This is a genomic window from Parafrankia colletiae, assembly GCF_001854655.1.
Taxonomy (GTDB): Bacteria; Actinomycetota; Actinomycetes; order Frankiales; family Frankiaceae; genus Parafrankia; species Parafrankia colletiae.
The window spans coordinates 1-19,631 of the sequence record NZ_MBLM01000157.1 but is presented as its reverse complement, the minus strand read 5'-3'; the positions used below and the strand labels follow the sequence as shown (position 1 = coordinate 19,631).

Here is a 19,631-nt window from a genome sequence, read left to right as displayed (position 1 = left end):
CCTGACAGGAGCGAGCCGCTTGCGTCATTTCAGTTTCCTGGACGACGCCGGCGCCGATGCGCTGTTCCACCGTGCTCCCCGGGAGATCGTCCCGACCGACGACCGGCGGCTGGTGGCCACGGCGCTGGGTGCCACCCTGTACGCCCCCGGCACCAGGCCACGCCTGGCCAGGGACGTCCGGCGGCAGGTGGCGGCAGGTGTGACGTCGATGGTCCTCTGCCTGGAGGACGCCATCGCCGACCACGAGGTGATCGGCGCGGAGTCGAACGTCGTGGCTGCCCTGGACGATCTCGGTGCGGATCCCCCGCGCTGTGGAGTCGGCCCGCCGATGTTGTTCGTCCGGGTACGTGCCGTGGAACAGATAATGACGCTGCTGGGCCGCCTGAGCAGCCCGGCGCGCGCCCTCATCGCCGGATTCGTGCTGCCGAAGTTCGGCATCGAGAACGGTGGCCCGGGCCTCGCCGCGGTGCTGCGCGGATCGGAGGTGCTGGGCCGCCCGCTGTGGGCCATGCCGGTGCTGGAAAGCCCGGCGGTCATCTTTCGTGAAACGCGGGTCGACGAACTGGGCGGCGTACGCCGGCTGATGGACGAGTACACCGACAACGTCCTTGCCGTACGGCTGGGGGCGACGGACCTCTCCGGTCTCTTCGGGCTGCGTCGGGACCGGGATCTCACCATTTACGACATCGCGGTGGTCCGGGACTGCATCGCCGACATCGTGAACATCTGCGCCCGTGGCGGTGACCACGTGGTCACAGGACCGGTGTGGGAGTACTTCGCGCAGCCGGAGCGATTGTTCGTCAGCGCGCTGAGGGTCACGCCGTTCGAGGAGGCCGACCTGGTCCACGGCAGCGAGCAGGGAGCCCGCATCCGGTCCGAGCTGGTGTCCGCCGACTTCGACCGGCTCATCCGGGAGGTCGTGCTCGACAAGGCCAACGGCCTCATCGGCAAGACGGTGATCCATCCCACCCATGTGCCGGCCGTGCACGCGCTGCACGTCGTCACCCAGGAGGAGTACGAGGATGCGGAGGTGATCCTTGCCGGTGACACGGGCGGGGTACGGGCGAGCAGCTACGAGAACAAGATGAACGAGCTTCGTCCGCACCGGCTGTGGGCCGAGGCGGTGCAGCGGCGGGCACAGGCGTTCGGCGTGCTGCGCGAGGGCCTCACGTTCGTCGACGTGCTGGCCGCGACCCAGGACGCACTCCGATGACCGCGCTGGTCCCCGGCGAGCTGGCGCCCGGAGAGCTGGCGCCCGGAGAGCTGGCGCCCGGAGAGCTGGCGCCGCCCGGCCCGCCCGCGAGCCGGCCGTCCGGTCCGGACTGGCTGTGGGAGGCGCTCGGGCTGCGGATCGAGGTCCGCCAGGACGGAGAGCAGGAGCCACCGCAGGAGCACCACGGGGAGAAGCTGCGGGAGCTGGTGGGGCTCGCCCTGCGCCGTAACCCGCGGCGGGCCCACCTGCTGGTCAGCCGGGTCCTCGGCAAGCACCTGCCGGTGCCTCCGGCCGTTGCGCTCGACGCGGGCGCCCGGCTGGCCGACCTGGTCCGTGCCCTGCCCGAGGCGGGCCGCAGGCCCGGTCCGGTGCCGACAACGGCGCCGGCGCCGGTGGTCATCGGCTACTGCGAGACCGCGACGGCGCTGGGCCACGCGGTCGCCGACGGCCTGCCGAACAGCCACTACCTGCACACGACCCGCCGGGCCGTCCCGGGCACGACCCCGCTGCTGGAGTTCGTCGAGTCGCATTCGCACGCCACCCACCACTGGCTCATGCCGGAGGACCCCGACGTGCTCGCCGCGTCGGGACGGCTGGTGCTCGTCGACGACGAGCTGTCGACCGGGCGCACGGCCCTGGGGACCATCCGCATCCTGCACGCGTTCGCCCCCCGGACGGACTACGCCGTCGCCGCGCTCGTCGACGCCCGGCCCCCCGCCGCGCGGGCCGCGTTCGCGGCCCTCGCCGCCGAGCTGGGCGTGCGCCTGGACGTCGTCTCACTGGTCGCGGCCACGGTCTCCGTGCCGGAGGACGTCACCGAGCGTGCCAGCGCCATCCGCGGTTCGTACGCCGCCCTCGCCCCCGCGCCCGACCCGGTGGCCGCTGGCGGCCCGTCTCCGGAGGGCGCGGTGGTGGCGGTCCCGCCAGCCGCAGCGGTGACCCGGGTGGCGGTGTCCTGGCCGGCCGGGCTGCCGGACGGGGCGCGGCACGGCTGGTCGCCGGCCGTCCGCGAGCGCCTGACCGAGGCACTTCCCGCCGCCGCCCGGGACGTCCTGGCCGCCCTGCGGTCCGCGCACGGAGACGGGGCGGCCCGCGGTGGCGACATCCTGGTCCTGGGCACCGAGGAGCTGATGTACGTGCCGATGCGTCTGGCGCACGGTCTCGCCGAGCTGACGGAACGGCACGTCGTCTACCAGTCGACGACCCGGTCGCCGGTGCACCCGCTGGACGTCGACGGCTACGCCATCCGGTCGTCGCTCACCTTCCCCGCGCCGGACGATCCGGGGCGGGTCAGCCATGTCTACAACGTCGGGCCGGGCCGCTACGACGACATCGTGGTCGTCGTCGACTCGGGTATGGACGGCCGCGGCCCCGTCCCCGGCGGGCCTGCCCTGGACGGGCTGCTCGCCGAGCTGGCGGCCTGCGCGCCGGTGACCGTCGTGACGCTGCCCTGCTACGTCCCGGAGCGTGCGGCATGACCATCTCCCCGCCCGCGGGTGTCGGTGGACGCCCGCTGATCGGCTCCGGGTCGTACCTGCCCGAGGACGTCACGTTCCTGCTCACCGACCTGAGTGCGGCGAATCTGGAACGGCCGACGGAGGATCGGGAGGAGGGCTTCCAGTCCGGCCGGCACTACTCCGAGGACCTGCCGATCGAGTACCAGCCGGACGCCGCCTACCTGGAGATCTACCAGCAGGCGCTGGAACGCTCGGCGCGCAGGGTGGCACTGGCGACCGGGATCGTCGCCGAGCTCGTCCGGCACACCAAGCCGGCGCCGGTACTCGCCTCGATCGCCCGCGCGGGCACGCCCATCGGCATCCTGATGCGGCGCTGGTACCTGTTCCGGCACGGCCTGGACGTCCCGCACTACGCCATTTCGGTGATCAAGGACCGGGGCGTGGACCTGAACGCGCTGCGGTACATCACCGACCGGCACCCGGCCGCGGCGGTCCAGTTCGTCGACGGCTGGACGGGCAAGGGCGTGATGACCCGGGTCCTCGCCGAGGCGGTGCGCGGGCTCGGGCTCGACGACACCCTCGCCGTACTCGCCGACCCGGCGCGCTGCGTGTCGCTCTTCGGCACCCGGGACGACTTCCTGATCCCCAGCGCCTGCCTGAACTCCACGGTCAGCGGCCTGGTGAGCCGCACGGTGCTGAACGCCGACCACATCGGCCCGGACGACTTCCACGGCGCCAAGTTCTACGGCGAGCTCACCGGTCACGATCTCTCCCGGCACTTCGTCGACACGATCGTCAGCCGCTTCGACGAGGTGGCCGACGAGGTCGACCGCGAGTGGCCCCGGCTGTGGGCCGCCGACCGCACCCCGACCTGGGAGGGCTGGGCCGCCGTCGAGCGCATCGCCGCCCGGTTCGACATCCCCGATGTGATCATGGTCAAGCCCGGGGTGGGGGAGGCGACCCGGGTGCTGCTGCGCCGGGTGCCCTGGCGGATCCTGGTGGCGCCCGACCGGGTCGACGAGCTCGCGCACGTGCTCGCGCTCGCCGAGGCGCGTGGGGTGCCGGTGGAGGAGATGGAAGGTCTGCCGTTCTCCTGCGTCGGCCTGGTCCGGCCGGTGCGGTCGGAGGCGGAGGGCGCGCCGGTGTTCCACACCCCCGCGGCGCGCTGGCGCCCGGTCGCACCGTGACCTCGGCGATGGCCCCGGCACCCGGCGGCTCCGTCCCGCCGGGGCGCGGGCTGGCCATGCTGGCCTGCGACCTGGACCAGACCCTGATCTTCTCCCGGACGTCGTTCCGCCTCCCGGTGGGAGCGGCGGAACCGGCGATCACCGTTGTCGAGCTGATCGACGGCGCCCCGTCCGCCTACCTGACCACCCGCGGCCTCGGCGTGCTGGCCCGGCTGCACCAGGCGGCGGTCTTCGTCCCCGTCACCACCCGCACCCTCGCCCAGTACCGGCGGATCGACCTGAGGGTGCGTCCGGCGTTCGCGGTCGCCGCCAACGGCGGGCACCTCCTCGTCGACGGCGAACCCGACCCGGCGTGGGCGGAGCAGGTCGCCGCCCGGCTGGCCGGGGCCTGCGCACCGCTGGCACAGATGCAGGAACTCGCCGCCCGGCTCGCCGCCGACGGCTGGGCCAGGCTGGTGCGCACCGCCGACGACCTGTTCGTCTACCTGGTCGCCCACAGCCGGGAGGCGATCCCCGACCTGTCCGCCGTCGCCGCCGAGGTGGCCGAGGTGGGCTGGTCGCTGTCCGCGCAGGGCCGCAAGGTGTACCTCGTCCCGGCGGCGCTCACCAAACAGGCGGCGGTGGCCGAGGTGGCCCGCCGCGCCGGGGCCGGCCGGGTGCTCGCCGCGGGTGACTCCGTCCTGGACGTGCCGATGCTCGCCGCCGCGGACCTCGCCGTCCGCCCGGCCCACGGGGAGCTGCACGACCAGGACTGGCACGCACCCCACCTGACGGTCACCACCGCCACCGGCCTGCTCGCCGCCGAGGAGCTCCTGGACCTCCTGCACACCTGGGCGACCACGACGGCAACCACGACCGGCACCTGAGCGACCAGAGGTCGTCGGTCGGAGTCGTCGTCGGTCGGAGTCGGAGTGGCGTCGTCGGAGTGGCGTCGTCAGGGTGGCGTCAGTAGGGGCGACGGTCGGGGCGGGCGTTCCAGGCCGCCGCTCCGCCCTGTCCGGTCCCCTCCGCGGACCAGCGGGTTCTGGGGGACGTCGGTACTTCGTGATACACCGGTGAAACCGTAGGTGACCATGCGCTTCGGGTCACCCGCGCTGCAGGACCGTCCGCCGTTCGGAACCTTCGCCGCCGCAGGAGGAACGCGTGACCGTGACCGGCATGAACACAGGTGGTGCCGCCGACGGCAGCGCCGAGGGCGGGGAGCTGGAGGCTGAGCTGACGCGCCTGCTGGGCGTCGAGCGCTTCGAGCCGCCGGCCGGTTTCGTCCCGCGCCAGCTGGCGGCGGCGGACGAGACCGCCACCGCCGACGCGGCGGCCGACCCGCTGGCCTTCTGGGCGGCGCGGGCCCGCGAGCTGCTGGTGTGGGACAAGCCCTTCACCCGTGTCCTCGACGACACGAACCCGCCGTTCTACCGCTGGTTCGACGACGGGGAGCTCAACGTCTCCGCCAACTGCCTCGACCGCCATGTCGCGGCCGGGTTGGGGGAGCGGGTCGCCTACCACTGGCACGGTGAGGAGGGCGAGCGCCGCAGTGTCACCTACGCCGAGCTGCTCGCCGACACCCAGAAGCTGGCGAACGGCCTGCGCGCGCTCGGCGTGGTCCCCGGCGACGTGGTGGGGATCTTCCTGCCGATGATCCCCGAGGTCGCGGTCGCCATGCTGGCCTGCGCCCGGATCGGCGCGGTGCACAACGTGGTCTTCGGCGGGTTCGCTCCGTCGGCGGTGCGGGAGCGGATGGAGGTCTCCGACGCCAAGGTGCTCATCACCGTCGACGGGGCCCGCCGCAAGGGGCGCACGGCGGCGGTGAAGGCCGGCGTGGACGCCGAGCTCGGCGACCTGCCGAAGCTGGAGCACATCGTGGTCGTCCGCTCCACGGGCCCGGTGGGCGGGGCCGAGACGGCGATGACCGCGGGGCGCGACGTCTGGTACCACGAGCTGCTCGCCGCCGCGGATCCGCACTGCCCGCCGCTGCCGGTCAGCGCCGAGCACCCGCTGTTCATCCTGTACAGCTCGGGGTCGACGGCGAAGCCGAAGGGCATCCTGCACACCACCGGCGGCTACCTGCTCGGCGCGACCTACACCCACCGCGCGGTCTTCGACATCGATCCCGCGACCGACGTCTACTGGTGCTCCGCCGACGTCGGCTGGATCACCGGGCACTCCTACATCGTCTACGGGCCGCTCTCGAACGGCGTGACCAGCGTGATGTACGAGGGCGCTCCGGACTATCCGGACCACGACGTCTGGTGGCGGCTGATCGCCGAGTACCAGGTGACGATCTTCTACACCGCGCCGACCGCGATCCGGGCCTGCATCAAGTGGGGAGCCGAGTACCCGGGCCGGCACGACCTGTCGTCGCTGCGGCTGCTCGGCTCCGTCGGCGAGCCGATCAACCCGAAGGCCTGGCTGTGGTACCACCGGGTGATCGGTGGCGGGCGCTGCCCGATCGTCGACACCTGGTGGCAGACGGAGACCGGTTCGATCATGATCTCGCCGATCCCCGGGGTGACCGCGACCAAGCCCGGGTCAGCGACCAGGCCGCTGCCCGGGATCACCCCGGCCCTGGTGTCGGAGGCCGGCGAGCCGCTGACCGAGGGCACCGGCATCCTGGTGATCACCAGCCCGTGGCCGTCGATGCTGCGCACGCTGTACCGCGACGACGAGCGCTTCGTCGAGACCTACTTCTCCCGCTTCGGCCCGCGGACCTACGTGGTCGGCGACGCTGCGCGGCTCGACGCGGACGGCTACTTCTGGATCATCGGCCGGATCGACGACGTCATCAACGTGTCGGGGCACCGGCTGTCGACCGCGGAGGTCGAGTCGGCGATCGTCTCGCACGAGGCGGTCGCCGAGGCGGCCGTGGTGGCGCAGGCGGACGAGGACACCGGCCAGGCGATCGTGGCCTTCGTGACCCTGCGCGGCGAGCGTGCCGGCGAGGCCGGCGACGACGCCATGGTCGAGCAGCTCCGCGAGCACGTGGCCCACCGGATCGGCAAGCTGGCCCGGCCCCGCCGGGTGATCTGGGCAGACGACCTGCCCAAGACCCGCTCCGGCAAGATCATGCGAAGGTTGCTGCGGGATGTCGCCGAGGGTCGCGAACTCGGCGACGTCACGACGCTGCGCGACCCCGCGGTGATGGCCGCACTGGCGGCGAAGGTGGCCTCAGCTCCGGACGAGTAGTCGTTCGGGCCGGATTGCGGCGAAGTTGTTCCTCCTTCTTTACCGACGCGCCGAACCCGGGTGCCGCGAGTTCATGCGCCCTGTTTAGGCTTCCCGTCTCGTGAGAGCGCTGCGCAGATTCACTGTCCGTGCCCAGCTCCCGGAGCAGCTCGCGGCTCTGGGCGAACTGGTTCTGAACCTCCGCTGGTCGTGGCACCCGGAGACGCTCGACCTGTTCGAGTCCGTCGATCCGGAGCTGTGGCGGGCCTGCAAGGGGGATCCGGTCCGCCTGCTCGGCGAGGTCGACCACGATCGCCTCGTGGCGCTCTCGACGGACCGGAAGTTCCTGCGCCGTCTTTCCGACGCGGCCGACGACCTTCAGGAGTACCTGACCACCGACCGCTGGTACCAGAAGCAGGCGATCGGGGACGCGCCGCGCGCCATCGCCTACTTCTCGCCGGAGTTCGGCATCACCGAGGTGCTTCCGCAGTACTCGGGCGGTCTGGGCATCCTGGCCGGCGACCACCTGAAGACCGCGAGCGACCTGGGTGTCCCGATCGTCGGCGTCGGTCTGCTCTACCGGGCGGGCTACTTCGTCCAGTCGCTGTCGCGGGACGGGTGGCAGCAGGAGCGCTACCCCGGGATCGACCCGCACGGCCTGCCGCTCACCCAGCTCACCGACGCCGACGGCTCCCCGGTGAAGGTCGCCGTCGGCCTCCCCGAGGGCCGTACCCTGCACGCGCAGATCTGGAAGGCGCAGGTCGGACGGGTTCCGCTGCTGCTGCTCGACTCCGACGTCGAGGACAACCAGTCGTCCGAGCGCAGCGTCACCGACCGCCTCTACGGCGGCGGGACGGACCACCGCCTGCTCCAGGAGATGCTCCTCGGCATCGGCGGGGTGCGGGCGCTGCGGGCCTACGCGACGGTCACCGGCAACCCGGCGCCGGAGGTCTACCACACCAACGAGGGGCACGCCGGCTTCCTCGGCCTGGAGCGCATCCGCGAGCTCACCGAGACCGGGCTGAGCTTCGACGAGGCGCTGGAGGCCGCCCGCGCCGGAACGCTCTTCACCACGCACACCCCGGTGCCCGCCGGCATCGACCGGTTCCCCAAGGACCTGGTGGCCCGGCACTTCGGCGGCGACAACAGCTGGCCGGGTGTGCCGGTCGAGCGGGTGCTCGAACTCGGCGACGAGCCGGACCCGAACGTCTTCAACATGGCCCACATGGGCCTGCGCCTCGCGCAGCGCTCCAACGGCGTGAGCGGCCTGCACGGCATCGTCAGCCGGGAGATGTTCGCCGCGCTGTGGCCCGGGTTCGACCACAGCGAGGTGCCGATCGGCTCGGTGACCAACGGCGTGCACGCGCCGACCTGGGTCTCCCGGTCCATCGTCGAGCTCGCGGACCGCCAGACCGGGCCGGGGCTGCTCAGCGGCGACGCCGGTTTCGCCCAGTTCGACCGGGTGCCCGAGGAAGCCATCTGGGCCACCCGCCGCGAGCTGCGGGAGCAGCTCGTCGCCGAGATCCGGCGCCGGGTGCGCGCTTCCTGGCTGCAGCGCGGCGCCGCCCCCGGCGAGCTCGACTGGGTGGAGTCGGTCTTCGACCCGGACGTCCTCACCATCGGTTTCGCCCGCCGGGTGCCGTCCTACAAGCGGCTGACGCTTATGCTGCGCGACTCCGAGCGGCTCAAGCGCCTGCTGCTGCACGCCGACCGCCCGGTACAGATGGTCATCGCGGGAAAGGCACACCCGGCCGACGACGGCGGCAAGCTGCTCGTCCAGCAGATCGTGCAGTTCGCCGACAACCCGACCGTGCGGCACCGGATCGTCTTCCTGCCCGACTACGACATCGGCATGGCCCGTTTCCTCTACGCCGGYTGTGACGTCTGGCTGAACAACCCGCTGCGCCCCCTGGAGGCCTGCGGCACGTCCGGGATGAAGGCGGCGCTCAACGGCTGCCTCAACCTGTCCATCCGGGACGGCTGGTGGGACGAGATGTTCGACGGCCAGAACGGCTGGGCGATCCCGACCGCCGATGGCGTGGAGGACCCCGACCGGCGGGACGACATCGAGTCCGCCGCCCTGTACGACCTGCTCGAGAACACGGTGACGGCGCACTTCTACGACCGGGCGCAGCCGTCGGCGCACCCGCCCCGGTGGACGGCGATGGTCCGGCACACGCTGTCGACCCTGGGCCCGCAGGTGCTGGCCACCCGGATGGTGCGCGAGTACGTCGAGCGCTACTACGTCCCGGCCGGGGTGTCGGCGCGTCGGGCGACCGAGGACGACCTCGCGGGAGCCCGTGACCTCGCCGCCTGGAAGCACCGGGTGCGGGCCGCCTGGCCCGGTGTGCGGGTGCTCAACGTCGACTCGGCGGGGCTTGGGGACACCCCCCAGGTGGGCCAGTCGCTGGTCGTCCGGGCGACTGTCGACCTCGGTGGGCTCGACCTCGCCGACGTCGACGTGATCGCCTCCTACGGCCGGGTGGACGAGACCGACCGCATCCTCACGTCCGCCACGCTTTCGCTGAGCGAGGTGGGGGAGGGCGAGGGCGGCCACGGCCACCGCTTCGAGGGCACCATTCCCCTGGGGCGCACCGGCCCGTTCGGCTACACCGTGYGCGTCCTGCCGCGCCATCCGCTGACAGCCAGCTCGGCCGAGCTCGGCCTGGTCACGAACCCCTGACCCGATCCGGTCAGGGAACCGCCCGCAGAACGACGACCCCGCGGCCCCGGACCGGCAGCGTCTCCCCGGCGGACAGCCTCCGCCGGGGAGCGGTGACCGTCTCCGGGAAGCCGGCAAGGTCGTCCTCGGCAGTGTCGAGCAGCAGCTCGTAGTCTGCGGCCCACGGCTGCCCGGGCAGAGTGACCGGCCGGTCGGCGCTGTCCGGATGGATGACGATCAGCAGGCTTTCGCCGCGGATCGGCTCGCCCGCCGCGTCCGTCCACTCGATCGCGGTGCCGGCGAGGTGGGCGACGAGGGTCGCCACCTGCGGCGCGTTCCAGTCCGCCGGCGACATCACCGTGCCGTCGGCGCGAAACCAGGTGATGTCGGGCAGCGCGTCCATGGTCGCCGCGCCGCCGCGGAGGAACCGCTCCCGCCGCAGCACCGGGAACGTCCGCCGCATCCGGTTCAGCCCGCCGATCAGCGGGATCAGCGCCGGATCCGGCCCGGCCGGATCCGCCGCCGGTGCGTCCGCCGCCGGTGCGTCCGCCGCCGGTGCGTCCGCTGGCGGGGTGGCGGGCCAGGCCAGCCACGAGACGGCGTTGTCCTGGCAGTAGGCGTTGTTGTTGCCGCCCTGCGAACGTCCCAGCTCGTCGCCGGCGACCAGCATCGGGACACCGGCCGAGAGCAGCAGCGTGGCGACCAGCGCCCGGCGGGACCGCCGGCGCGCGGTGAGGATCTCCGGATCCTCGGTGGGGCCCTCCACACCGTGGTTCGACGACCGGTTCTCCGATTCCCCGTCCCGGTTGCCCTCCAGGTTGGCCTCGTTGTGCTTCTCCTGGTAGGAGACCAGGTCGGCCAGCGGGAATCCGTCGTGCGCCGTGACGAAGTTGACCGAGGCCCAGGGCCGGCGGCCACTGTGCTGGTAGAGGTCGGAGGAGCCGGTGATCCGGTAGCCGAGGTCGGCGACGCTGCCTGTCCGGCGGCTGAAGATGTCCCGCAGAGTGTCGCGGAACCGGCCGTTCCACTCCGCCCACGGTGCCGGGAAGCCGCCGACCTGGTAGCCGCCCCAACCCAGATCCCACGGCTCGGCGATCAGCTTCACGGAGCTCAGGTGCGGGTCGGCGTGGATCGCGGTGAGCAGCGGTGCCGCCGGGTCGTACCCCTCCGGCGCGCGGGCCAGCGCCGTGGCGAGGTCGAAGCGGAACCCGTCCACCCCCATCTCGGACACCCAGTAGCGCAGCGAGTCGCAGATGAGACGCACCGCGTGCGGGGACGTCGCGTCGACCGTGTTCCCACAGCCGGTCACATCCCGGTAGCGCCGCGGGTCGTTCGGCTCGACGCGGTAGTACGCCAGGTTGTCCAGGCCGCGCAGGCTCAGCGTCGGCCCGCGTTCGCTGCCCTCGGCCGTGTGGTTGTAGACGACGTCGAGCAGCACCTCCAGCCCGGCGTCGTGCAGCGCGCTGACCATCGCGCGGAACTCCCCGATCGGGTCGCCGGTGGCCGCGTAGCCCGGGTGGGGGGCGAAGAAGCCCAGGGTGTTGTAGCCCCAGTAGTTGGTGAGCCCCTGCTCCAGCAGGGTCGTCTCCGAGATGTGCGCGTGGACCGGCAGCAGCTCCACGGCGGTGACCCCGAGACGGCACAGGTGCTCGACGACCGCCGGGTGGGCCAGGCCCGCGTAGGTCCCACGCAGCGGTTCGGGCACCGCGGGATGCAGCCGGGTGAGACCGCGGACGTGCGCCTCGTACACGACGGTGTCGGTCCACGGCGTCGCCGGTCGGTTCCGGGTCGGATCGGGCCCCGCGGGCGGCCCGGTGACGACTCCCCGGGGCACGTACGGCGCCGAGTCGCGGTCGTCGGGGCCCAACCCGTAGGGGTCGCCGTGGGTGTATCCGTGTACGGCCGGATGGGGTACGAACCCGCCGGTGACCTGACGGGCGTAGGGGTCCAGCAGGAGCTTGGCCGGGTTGTACCGGTAGCCCCGCTCCGGGGCGTACAGGCCATGGGCTCGCAGCCCGTACACCTGGCCCGGGCGGACTCCGGGCAGGTATCCGTGCCAGACACCACCGTCCCGTTCGGGGAGCCGGAAGCGCGTCTCGCCTGGCGCCGCACCCCCGCCGCCCGCGGCGTCGAAGAGGCAGAAGTCCACGGCCTGGGCGTGCGGGGCCGCGACGGCGATGTTGACCCCGGCGCCGTCCCAGTGGACGCCGAGTGGCTGGGCCGAACCGGGGCGGATCATGGCTTCGACGCTAGCCCTCAGGCGCGCGGCGGTCCCGGAAACGACTCTTGCGCCCCGTCAGGTGATCTGCATCACTTCCGGTCGGGTGGTCGGCGTCGAAGGCCCCGGGTCCCGGGGTCGGACTCCTGAACGTGCACGTGCGCTCGTCTAGGGTTGGCGAGGGCCCGCCAGGGACTGCCTGGTGGGTGGGGGTGTCCCACCCGTTCGCGGTGATGCGGAGGTCTGTGATGGCGGTCGTGCGGCTTGAGGTCTCGGACGGAGTCGGGACGATCAGGCTTGATCGCCCGCCCATGAACGCCCTCAACGCCGAACTCACCGTCGAACTGCGGGCCGCGGCGCTGGAGGCCACCAGCCGGACCGACATCCGCGCCCTCGTCATCTACGGCGGGGAGAAGGTCTTCGCCGCCGGCGCCGACATCAAGGAGATGGCCGGCCTGGACATCGCCGGCATCGCCGCCTGGGTCCGCGACCTGACCTCGACCTTCGAGCTCATCGCCCGGATCCCCAAGCCGGTGGTCGCGGCCGTCACCGGCTTCGCCCTCGGCGGCGGCCTGGAGCTCGCGCTGTGCGCGGACTTCCGGGTGCTCGCCGAGAACGCCAAGGTCGGCCTGCCCGAGATCACCCTCGGCGTCATCCCCGGCGCCGGCGGCACCCAGCGCCTGCCCCGGCTCGTCGGCCCGAGCAGGGCGAAGGAGCTCGTCTTCTCCGGCCGCCAGGTGCGCGCGCCCGAGGCGGAGGCGATCGGCCTCGCAGACAGGGTGGTGCCCGCGGGGGAGGTGTACGCGGCGGCGCTCAGCCTGGCCGGGACGTTCGTCAACGGTCCGGCGGTGGCACTCGCCGCGGCGAAGCAGGCGATCGACGACGGCTCCGAGCTCGCCATCTCCGAAGCGCTTCGGCTGGAGAGCGCCCTGTTCACCGGCCTGTTCGGCACCGAGGACCGGCGCCGCGGCATGGAGTCGTTCGTGGAGCGCGGACCGGGCAAGGCCGAGTTCGTCGGGCGGTAGCCGTCCCCGGGCGGCCGGCCCCGAGCGGCTGGCCGCGCGCGGGCGGGGCCAGAGCTCCCGGGCCGCGGTTCCCCGCGGTCAGCGCAGGGCGAGATCGACGGTCACGGGCTTGTGGTCACTGCCGAACTCGGTGCCCACCCGGTAGCTGGTGATTGCGAACGCCGGTGAGGCCAGCACGTGGTCGATCCGCAGTACCGGCGGGAACATGACCATGTCGGCGTTCCAGGTCGGCGTCCACCCGGCGCCGACGACGTCATGGGCGTCCCGAACGCCCGCCGAGATCAGCCGGCGCATCGGCCGGTGGTCCCGGGTGGCGTTGAAGTCCCCGGCGAGCACCACCGGCAGCCGGGCCGCCCGGACCTCCTCCTGCAGCTGGTCGAGCTGGTCGCGCCACCGGCGGGCATAGTCGCCGGACGTGGGTGAGATCGTGTGCACCGCGTAGATGACAAACGACCTGCGCTCGTCCACCCGCACCGTCGCCCGCAGCGACATGGATCCGGCGACCTCGGGTGCCGCGGCGTCCGAGAGGGGGAAGCGGGAGAAGACCGCCGCGCCGAACGCGCCCTCCTCCGGCCGGGCCTCGGAGTAGCGGTACCCCTCCAGCGCGCCCGACTCCCGGACCTTCGCCAGCGTCAGCGGTGAGACCTCGACCAGGACGATCACATCCGGGCTGGCCTGGCGGATCTGCTGGCCCAGACGTCCCGCCTCCGCGTTGCGGTACAGCAGGTTGGCGGTCATCACCCGCAGCCGGGCCGAGCCCTGCCCGGCCTCGTCCGGGTCGCCGGGAATCACCTCGGGCGCCGTCCAGACCAGGTGCGCCGCCGCGACCAGAACGCACAGGATCATGAGCCGGCTGCGTCGCAGCGCGAACCCGATCGCCAGCGCCGCGTACACCGGCAGGTAGAGCAGCGGAGTGAGGGCGTTCGCCGCCGATGCCGGCCAGGCGACCGCATCGTCCAGGTGGACCAGCCGCCCGGCGGCGATAAGCGCGAGACCGGCTGTCGCGATCCAGGCGACAAGCACGAGCAGGGTCCGGCCCGGGGGGGTCGGCCACGCGCGGTCCGCCCCTCGCCCGAACGGGCCGGACGACCCGACGGGCGGCAGCGCCGGAACGGGCCCGGCCCCTCCAGGGGCCCCTGGGTCGCCTGACCCGTCACCTCCGCCGCGCGGGCCTCTCCCACCCGCCCGGTCGTCCCCGCCGTGCGGCCCCCCGCCGCCCCCGCCGGCTGCGTCACCTCCGCCGCGCGGGCCGTCCGTGCCTGTCGGGTCCCCGCCGCGGCTGGTCGGGTCACTGCTGCCGGGCACGCCATTGCCAGATCTCGGTGCGCGGCGGGCGAACCGCCGGCCGGCGTCCTTTGCGAGGCTCACCGGACAAGCGTGCACGGCGGTCGGGGTCAGACGGCCGCGGGGTCCGCCTGGTCCCGTGGGCGGGCCACGACGCCGGTGGCCCGTGTGCGCCACTCCCGCGCGGCGACGACCTTCGAGAAGCCGGCCATGGCCACGTCCAGTTCGGTCAGCTTGTTCGTGATCCGGGTGGACGACACCGAACCGGCGAGCTCGACCGCCCGGTACCCGGCCTCGAGCGCCGCGTCCAGATCGGGCCGCGGCCGCCGCAGGTAGGACAGCGCGAGGTCCGCCTCCGCGTAGGCCCGGGTACGGGCCCGGGCCGGGCCCTGCAGGTCGCGGGCCTCCAGCAGCCGCTGCTCGGCGATGACCGCCCGGCCCAGCAGCATGAAGCAGTGGCCCTGGCACTCGGCCACGTCACCGGGGTTGTAGTGCCCGGCCCAGGACGGCGCGTCACCCGGCTCGCGGGTAATCACCCGCTCCAGCTCCGCCAGCGCACGCAGGCATCCCGACTCGTCACCGTTGCGGGCCAGTGCCCAGGCCAGCCTGTCCTGCAGCATCGCCTGAACGGGGGGTGCGGACTGCCGGGCCGCGCGGTCGATGGCCGCCCGGGCGAGCGCGAGGCTGTGCCGGGGGTGCCCCAGCGCCGCGGCCTGGTCGCTCATGGCCGACAGGACCCGGCCGGCCATCATCACGTCGTCGGCGTGCTCGGCGAGCGTCAGGGCCTGGATGTAGTAGCGCTGGGCCAGCGCCTGCCGGCTGGTGTCCTGTGCGAGCCAGCCGCTGAACTGGGCCAGCTCGGCGAGCGCGCTGAAGGTGTCGGTGTCCGCCGGACCGTCGACCGCGGCCCGCGTCCGGTCATGCAGGAAGGCGACGACCTGGGGCCGGATCTCGCTGCTGCCGAACCGGGCGTCCAGCCGGCGGAAGGTCGCCGTCATGTCCCGGATCATCGTGCCGCCGGACGGAGACGCCGGGACATCCGAGGCGATGCGGCGGATCACGCCGGTGAGGCTGGACAGCACGGGGTCGGCGAACGCGATCGCGGCGAAGGCCGCACCGTCATGAAGCACGTCACGTCGCCGCATGTCCCGTCCCGACAGTCCGGCCAGGGTCCTCAGGGTGTCGTCCGGGACGTCGGCGACGGCAAGGCCGAGATCATCACGTTCGTAGGACTCGCCCCGCCAGCCGAGGTCGGCCGGCGGCACCGGGTAGCCGACCAGGGCGGAGAGTTCGGCGGCGGCGAGTTCCGCGACCATCGGGTCGCGAGGCTTCATCCCGCGCCGCCAGTGGCCGACCGTGGTTCTGGCGAGGCCGAGCTCGATGCGGCGCTGGACCTTGGCGCGGTTGTTGACCTGGCGGGCGAAGCGGGTGTCGGAGACGCCTGCCTCGGCGAGCAGGCGGGCGAAGAGCCCGGGGGTGACGCCGCGGGCCTGGGCTCTCGCCGGTGGCGCGGACGGCGTCGGGGGCGGCGATGCCGGCGAGCCCGCCGACCGCGTCACCGCGATCGATGGGAGCGGCGGGAGCGGTGCGGGTGCCGATCGGGATCTCGGTGGGCCCGGGGGGCGGACGCCGCCCGGGAACTCGTCTGTGACCGTGCGTCCCCCGTTGACCATGCGTCCCCCGTTGACCATGCGTCCCCCGTCCGGTCCGTGTGGCCGGCAGCGGCCCTACCAGGTGCGCAACTGCCCCGCGAGGCAGAAAGTAGCCGATTGGTCACGCATTTAGAAGAGGGTGTGCAGTAGTAGGCCACAATGCACGGCCATGGTGGGACCCGGGACCCTTGTGAGTTCCGTGCCCAGGCGCCCGACAGGCGAACCCAGGTGAAGAGTGGTGTCAGGCGGTAGGGAGCGCGTCACGGCACTCACGGAAGTCCCGGGGCGGGCGGCGTGCTGTCCGCCCCGGGCGGCGCGGGTAGTTGACCATCCGTTCGGCAGATGTCCGCGGATGTCGTCCTGGCGTTGGCCTCGCCACCGGTGAGCAGCCCGATTGCGGCTTGCGTCACGGCCGCGATCATCGGGCACGTCGGCGCGTCAGATGCGACGATGCGGGGAGGACCGACATCGATATTGCTGGCTACGGAGGCCCCAAGGCGTGAACATCGTGGTTACCGTCAAGCAGGTTCCCGATACCTGGGCGGAGAAGAAGCTCGACGCCTCGGACAAGACGGTCGACCGCAAGAGCGTCGACAACGTCATGAACGAGATGGACGAGTACGGGGTTGAAGAGGCCCTCAAGATCAAGGAAGCCCACGGCGGCGAGGTGACGGTCGTCACGATGGGTCCGGACAAGGCCGTCGAGACGATCCGCAAGGCGCTCTCGATGGGCGCGGACAAGGCCGTCCACCTCAGCGATGAGTCGCTGCACGGTTCCGACGCGCTCTCCACGTCCGCCGCCCTCGCGAAGGTGATCTCCACCCTCTCGCCCGACATCGTGATCACCTCCTCGGAGGCCTCCGACGCCCGGGGTGGCGTCATGGGCGCACTCCTCGCGGAGCGGCTCGGTCTCCCGCAGCTCACCCAGGCCCGCAAGGTCACGGTCGACCCGGGCGCCGGCAAGGTCTCGGTCGAGCGCCTCGCGGACAACGGGTACGCCCTTGTCGAGGCGTCCCTGCCCGCGGTCGTCGGCGTGGTTGAGAAGATCAACCAGCCGCGTTACCCCTCGTTCAAGGGCATCATGGCGGCGAAGAAGAAGCCGCTGACGAAGCTCTCGGCCGCGGACGCCGGCCTGGACGCCGGGTCGGTCGGCCTGCCCGCCGCCGCCTCCACCGTCCTCGAGGCCCAGCCGGCCCCGCCGCGACAGAGCGGCACCATCGTCAAGGACGAGGGCGATGGCGGCGCGAAGGTCGCTTCGTACCTCGCTGCCCAGAAGCTCATCTAGGAAGGTTGTTCGATGGCTGAAGTACTTGTTCTCGTCGAGCACACCGACGGTGAGCCGAAGAAGGTCACGGCCGAGCTGCTGACCCTGGCCCGCACTCTGGGCGAGCCCTCGGCGGTCTTCCTGGGCGGCCCGGGCACCTACGCCAAGGCGAAGGACTACCTCGCCCAGTACGGCGCGGCCAAGGTCTACCTGGTCGAGTCCGAGGACATCGCCGACCACGTGGCCGCTCCCGCCGCCGAGGTCCTCTCCAAGCTGGTGGCCGACACCTCGCCGGTCGCCGTGCTCGCCGCGGCGACGCCGGACTCCCGCGAGATCGCGGCGCGCACCGCGGCCCGGACGGACTCGGGCCTGATCTGGGACGCCACCGCGCTCACCGCGGACCTCACGGCCACCCAGGGCATCTTCGGCGGTTCGACGATCGTCAGCTCGAAGGTGACCAAGGGCACCCCGGTCGTCGTCGTCCGCCCGAACTCCACCGCGCCCGAGGCCGCTCCGTCGACGCCGGCGGAGACCCCGGTCGACATCACGATCTCCGACGCCGCGAAGGGCGCGAAGATCGTGGACAGGGTGGTGGAGGCCAAGTCCGGGCGCCCGGACCTCACCGAGGCCCAGGTCGTCGTCTCCGGTGGGCGTGGTCTCGGCGCGGCGGAGCACTTCGCCCTGGTCGAGAAGCTCGCAGACACGCTCGGCGCCGCTGTCGGCGCGTCGCGTGCGGCGACCGACGCCGGCTGGTACCCGCACCAGAACCAGGTCGGCCAGACCGGCAAGACCGTGTCGCCGCAGCTCTACATCGCTGTGGGCATCTCCGGTGCGATCCAGCACCGGGCCGGGATGCAGACCTCGAAGAACATCGTGGCCGTCAACAAGGACCCCGAGGCCCCGATCTTCGAGTTCGCGGACTACGGCATCGTCGGCGACCTGTTCAACGTCGTCCCGCAGCTCACCGACGAGATCCAGAAGCACAAGGCGGGCTGATCCGCCGTCGGTCCCGGTGCTGGTCGCCGGAACCGACCGCGGCCACCTCGCACGGCGTGACGGCCGGGTGCGGTGTCTCCGAACCAGGAGGCCCACACCCGGCCGTCGGCGTTCCGGCCGTCCCACTTCGGCTACTCTACGTAACAGGACGGCGGCAGGAGGTGTCTGCGTGTCACTGCGTCACGGGTTGTTGGGCCTGCTGGCCGAAGGTCCGGCCAGTGGCTACGACCTGACCCGCCGGTTCGAGCAGGTGCTCGGGGCGGTATGGCCCGCCGGTCACCCACAGATCTACGGCGAGCTGAGCCGCCTCGCCAGCGACGGCCTGATCGAGATCGACAGCGAGGGCCCGCGCGGCCGCAAGGCCTACCGCATCACCGAGTCAGGCATGACGGAGATCAGGCGCTGGTTGCGGGACTCGTCCGAGGTGGAYCACACCACCCGGCTCCAGTCCCTCCTCCGGTCCTTCTTCTTCTGGTTGATGGAGCCAGCGGACCTCAACGACCATCTGATGCGCGAAGCCGACTTCTTCGCCGCCGCTGCCGGCCGGTACCGGGCGTACGCGGATGCCGCGGACCGGGCCGAGGCCACCGACACGCCACAGCAGAGATCGCAGCGCATCGCGATCGAAGGCGGCGCGCGCCTCTACGAGGCACTTGCGGCCTGGGCCCGCTGGGCCGCGGACCGGACGGAGCTGACGGGCGACCGACGCCGGCCGCTGTGATCCGAATCGACTCCGCGGTGCTCCGCCCGCCTCGGGCCCTCCGCAGCCGGGTACTTCCTCAGCTGCGAACTTCCTCGTTGCTGTCCGCTTTGTTCAACCCGGGCCGCTCTGCCGCCGTACGCGGGGTCTCGGGACGACCGCACGGTCGCCGACGGAAACGCCCCGACCCGAGCGGGGCCCGCGAGCCGGGGATGGATTGTCCTCGTCCGGGTCCCCGACGGACCGGGCGAGAGCGTCGCACAACGGGCCTGCGTCAGGCCGCGAATGCATGTCAGGTGGGGGCGCGTCCACCCCCCGGATCGCTCGTGTATAGTTCCGTCTCACCGCAGCAACCGGGGCTTAACGGCCCCGACGTCCGCGGGCCCAGGATCCTCCGAGGGGGCACAGACCCCCCGAGGCAAGCGGCTCCCAGACAGTGCGGTACGCTTAAGAAAGTGGCAGTCACCGGTAAACGCCGGAGCGATTTGACACAAACCTGAAAGTCTCGGTAACTTAACCGAGTCGCCACAGCCGGGGCCGAAAGGCCGAAACGGATGAGGCACCCCGGCAAAGGAATGAATCGCAGGAAACAGCGATTTGACACCAGCCGGAAAGCTCGGTAACTTAACCGAGTCGCCACAGCCGGGGCCGAAAGGCCGAGACGGATGAGGCAAACGCCGAAAGAAAAATCGCCAAAACAGCGATTTGACACCGGCGGGAAACACCAGGTAACTTAAAGAAGCTCCGGGGAACGCCGAAGGGCAAGAGCCGGAAGCATCTGCTCCTTGAGAACTCAACAGCGTACCGAATAGTC

At 72.2% G+C, this 19,631-nt stretch carries 13 protein-coding genes; 10 read left to right on the top strand and 3 right to left on the bottom strand.

The window, feature by feature from the left end:
• The first annotated feature begins 19 nt into the window (after positions 1-19).
• The 6 genes from CC117_RS28945 (at position 20) to glgP (ending at position 9,699) form a co-directional block, all read left to right on the top strand.
• The gene (locus CC117_RS28945; protein ID WP_071089966.1) at positions 20-1,213 is read left to right on the top strand and encodes an HpcH/HpaI aldolase/citrate lyase family protein; all 1,194 of its coding nucleotides are present in this window, start codon (positions 20-22) and stop codon (positions 1,211-1,213) included.
• Positions 1,210-2,691, top strand: coding sequence for a phosphoribosyltransferase family protein (locus tag CC117_RS28940; protein WP_071089963.1), 1,482 nt, complete (start codon positions 1,210-1,212; stop codon positions 2,689-2,691). Before CC117_RS28945 ends, CC117_RS28940 begins: the two co-directional genes overlap by 4 nt.
• Positions 2,688-3,857: a cysteine protease StiP family protein gene (locus CC117_RS28935; RefSeq protein ID WP_071089960.1), complete on the top strand. Its 1,170-nt coding sequence runs from the start codon at positions 2,688-2,690 to the stop codon at positions 3,855-3,857. Before CC117_RS28940 ends, CC117_RS28935 begins: the two co-directional genes overlap by 4 nt.
• 8 nt (positions 3,858-3,865) lie before the next feature.
• Positions 3,866-4,723, top strand: a complete 858-nt coding sequence (locus CC117_RS28930) for an HAD family hydrolase (RefSeq protein WP_084132980.1) — start codon at positions 3,866-3,868, stop codon at positions 4,721-4,723.
• A gap of 292 nt (positions 4,724-5,015) precedes the next feature.
• Entirely contained in the window at positions 5,016-7,037 is a 2,022-nt protein-coding gene (gene acs, locus CC117_RS28925) for an acetate--CoA ligase (protein WP_071090015.1), read from the top strand.
• Positions 7,038-7,137: 100 nt separating this feature from the next.
• Entirely contained in the window at positions 7,138-9,699 is a 2,562-nt protein-coding gene (gene glgP / locus CC117_RS28920; protein WP_071089957.1) for an alpha-glucan family phosphorylase, read from the top strand.
• Positions 9,700-9,709: 10 nt separating this feature from the next.
• On the opposite strand, the gene glgX is transcribed toward glgP, so the two are convergent.
• Positions 9,710-11,917: a glycogen debranching protein GlgX gene (gene glgX / locus CC117_RS28915; RefSeq protein ID WP_071089954.1), complete on the bottom strand. Its 2,208-nt coding sequence runs from the start codon at positions 11,915-11,917 to the stop codon at positions 9,710-9,712.
• Positions 11,918-12,144: 227 nt separating this feature from the next.
• Here glgX and CC117_RS28910 point away from each other — a divergent pair, with 227 nt between their 5' ends.
• Positions 12,145-12,921 (top strand): enoyl-CoA hydratase/isomerase family protein, encoded by a 777-nt coding sequence (locus tag CC117_RS28910; RefSeq protein ID WP_071089951.1) that lies wholly within the window; start codon positions 12,145-12,147, stop codon positions 12,919-12,921.
• Positions 12,922-12,999: 78 nt separating this feature from the next.
• On the opposite strand, the gene CC117_RS28905 is transcribed toward CC117_RS28910, so the two are convergent.
• Entirely contained in the window at positions 13,000-13,944 is a 945-nt protein-coding gene (locus tag CC117_RS28905) for an endonuclease/exonuclease/phosphatase family protein (protein ID WP_071089948.1), read from the bottom strand.
• 371 nt (positions 13,945-14,315) lie between these two features.
• Positions 14,316-15,878: a transcriptional regulator gene (locus CC117_RS28900; protein ID WP_084132979.1), complete on the bottom strand. Its 1,563-nt coding sequence runs from the start codon at positions 15,876-15,878 to the stop codon at positions 14,316-14,318.
• 478 nt (positions 15,879-16,356) lie between these two features.
• Here CC117_RS28900 and CC117_RS28895 point away from each other — a divergent pair, with 478 nt between their 5' ends.
• From CC117_RS28895 to CC117_RS28885, 3 genes are all read left to right on the top strand, one after another.
• Complete coding sequence (locus tag CC117_RS28895; RefSeq protein ID WP_018638717.1) at positions 16,357-17,142, top strand: electron transfer flavoprotein subunit beta/FixA family protein; 786 nt, start codon at positions 16,357-16,359, stop codon at positions 17,140-17,142.
• A 12-nt stretch (positions 17,143-17,154) separates the two neighbouring features.
• Complete coding sequence (locus CC117_RS28890; protein ID WP_071089945.1) at positions 17,155-18,117, top strand: electron transfer flavoprotein subunit alpha/FixB family protein; 963 nt, start codon at positions 17,155-17,157, stop codon at positions 18,115-18,117.
• A gap of 169 nt (positions 18,118-18,286) precedes the next feature.
• Positions 18,287-18,838, top strand: a complete 552-nt coding sequence (locus tag CC117_RS28885) for a PadR family transcriptional regulator (protein WP_071089942.1) — start codon at positions 18,287-18,289, stop codon at positions 18,836-18,838.
• Positions 18,839-19,631 lie beyond the last annotated feature (793 nt).

What these genes read in the sequence shown, in the direction of transcription:
- CC117_RS28940 (WP_071089963.1), top strand. Translation starts at nt 1,210, where the DNA reads ATGACCGCGCTGGTCCCCGGCGAGCTGGCGCCCGGAGAGCTGGCGCCC.
- CC117_RS28935 (WP_071089960.1), top strand. Translation starts at nt 2,688, where the DNA reads ATGACCATCTCCCCGCCCGCGGGTGTCGGTGGACGCCCGCTGATCGGC.
- CC117_RS28930 (WP_084132980.1), top strand. Translation starts at nt 3,866, where the DNA reads ATGGCCCCGGCACCCGGCGGCTCCGTCCCGCCGGGGCGCGGGCTGGCC.
- acs (WP_071090015.1), top strand. Translation starts at nt 5,016, where the DNA reads ATGAACACAGGTGGTGCCGCCGACGGCAGCGCCGAGGGCGGGGAGCTG.
- glgX (WP_071089954.1), bottom strand. Translation starts at nt 11,917, where the DNA reads ATGATCCGCCCCGGTTCGGCCCAGCCACTCGGCGTCCACTGGGACGGC.
- CC117_RS28910 (WP_071089951.1), top strand. Translation starts at nt 12,145, where the DNA reads ATGGCGGTCGTGCGGCTTGAGGTCTCGGACGGAGTCGGGACGATCAGG.
- CC117_RS28900 (WP_084132979.1), bottom strand. Translation starts at nt 15,878, where the DNA reads ATGGTCAACGGGGGACGCACGGTCACAGACGAGTTCCCGGGCGGCGTC.
- CC117_RS28890 (WP_071089945.1), top strand. Translation starts at nt 17,155, where the DNA reads ATGGCTGAAGTACTTGTTCTCGTCGAGCACACCGACGGTGAGCCGAAG.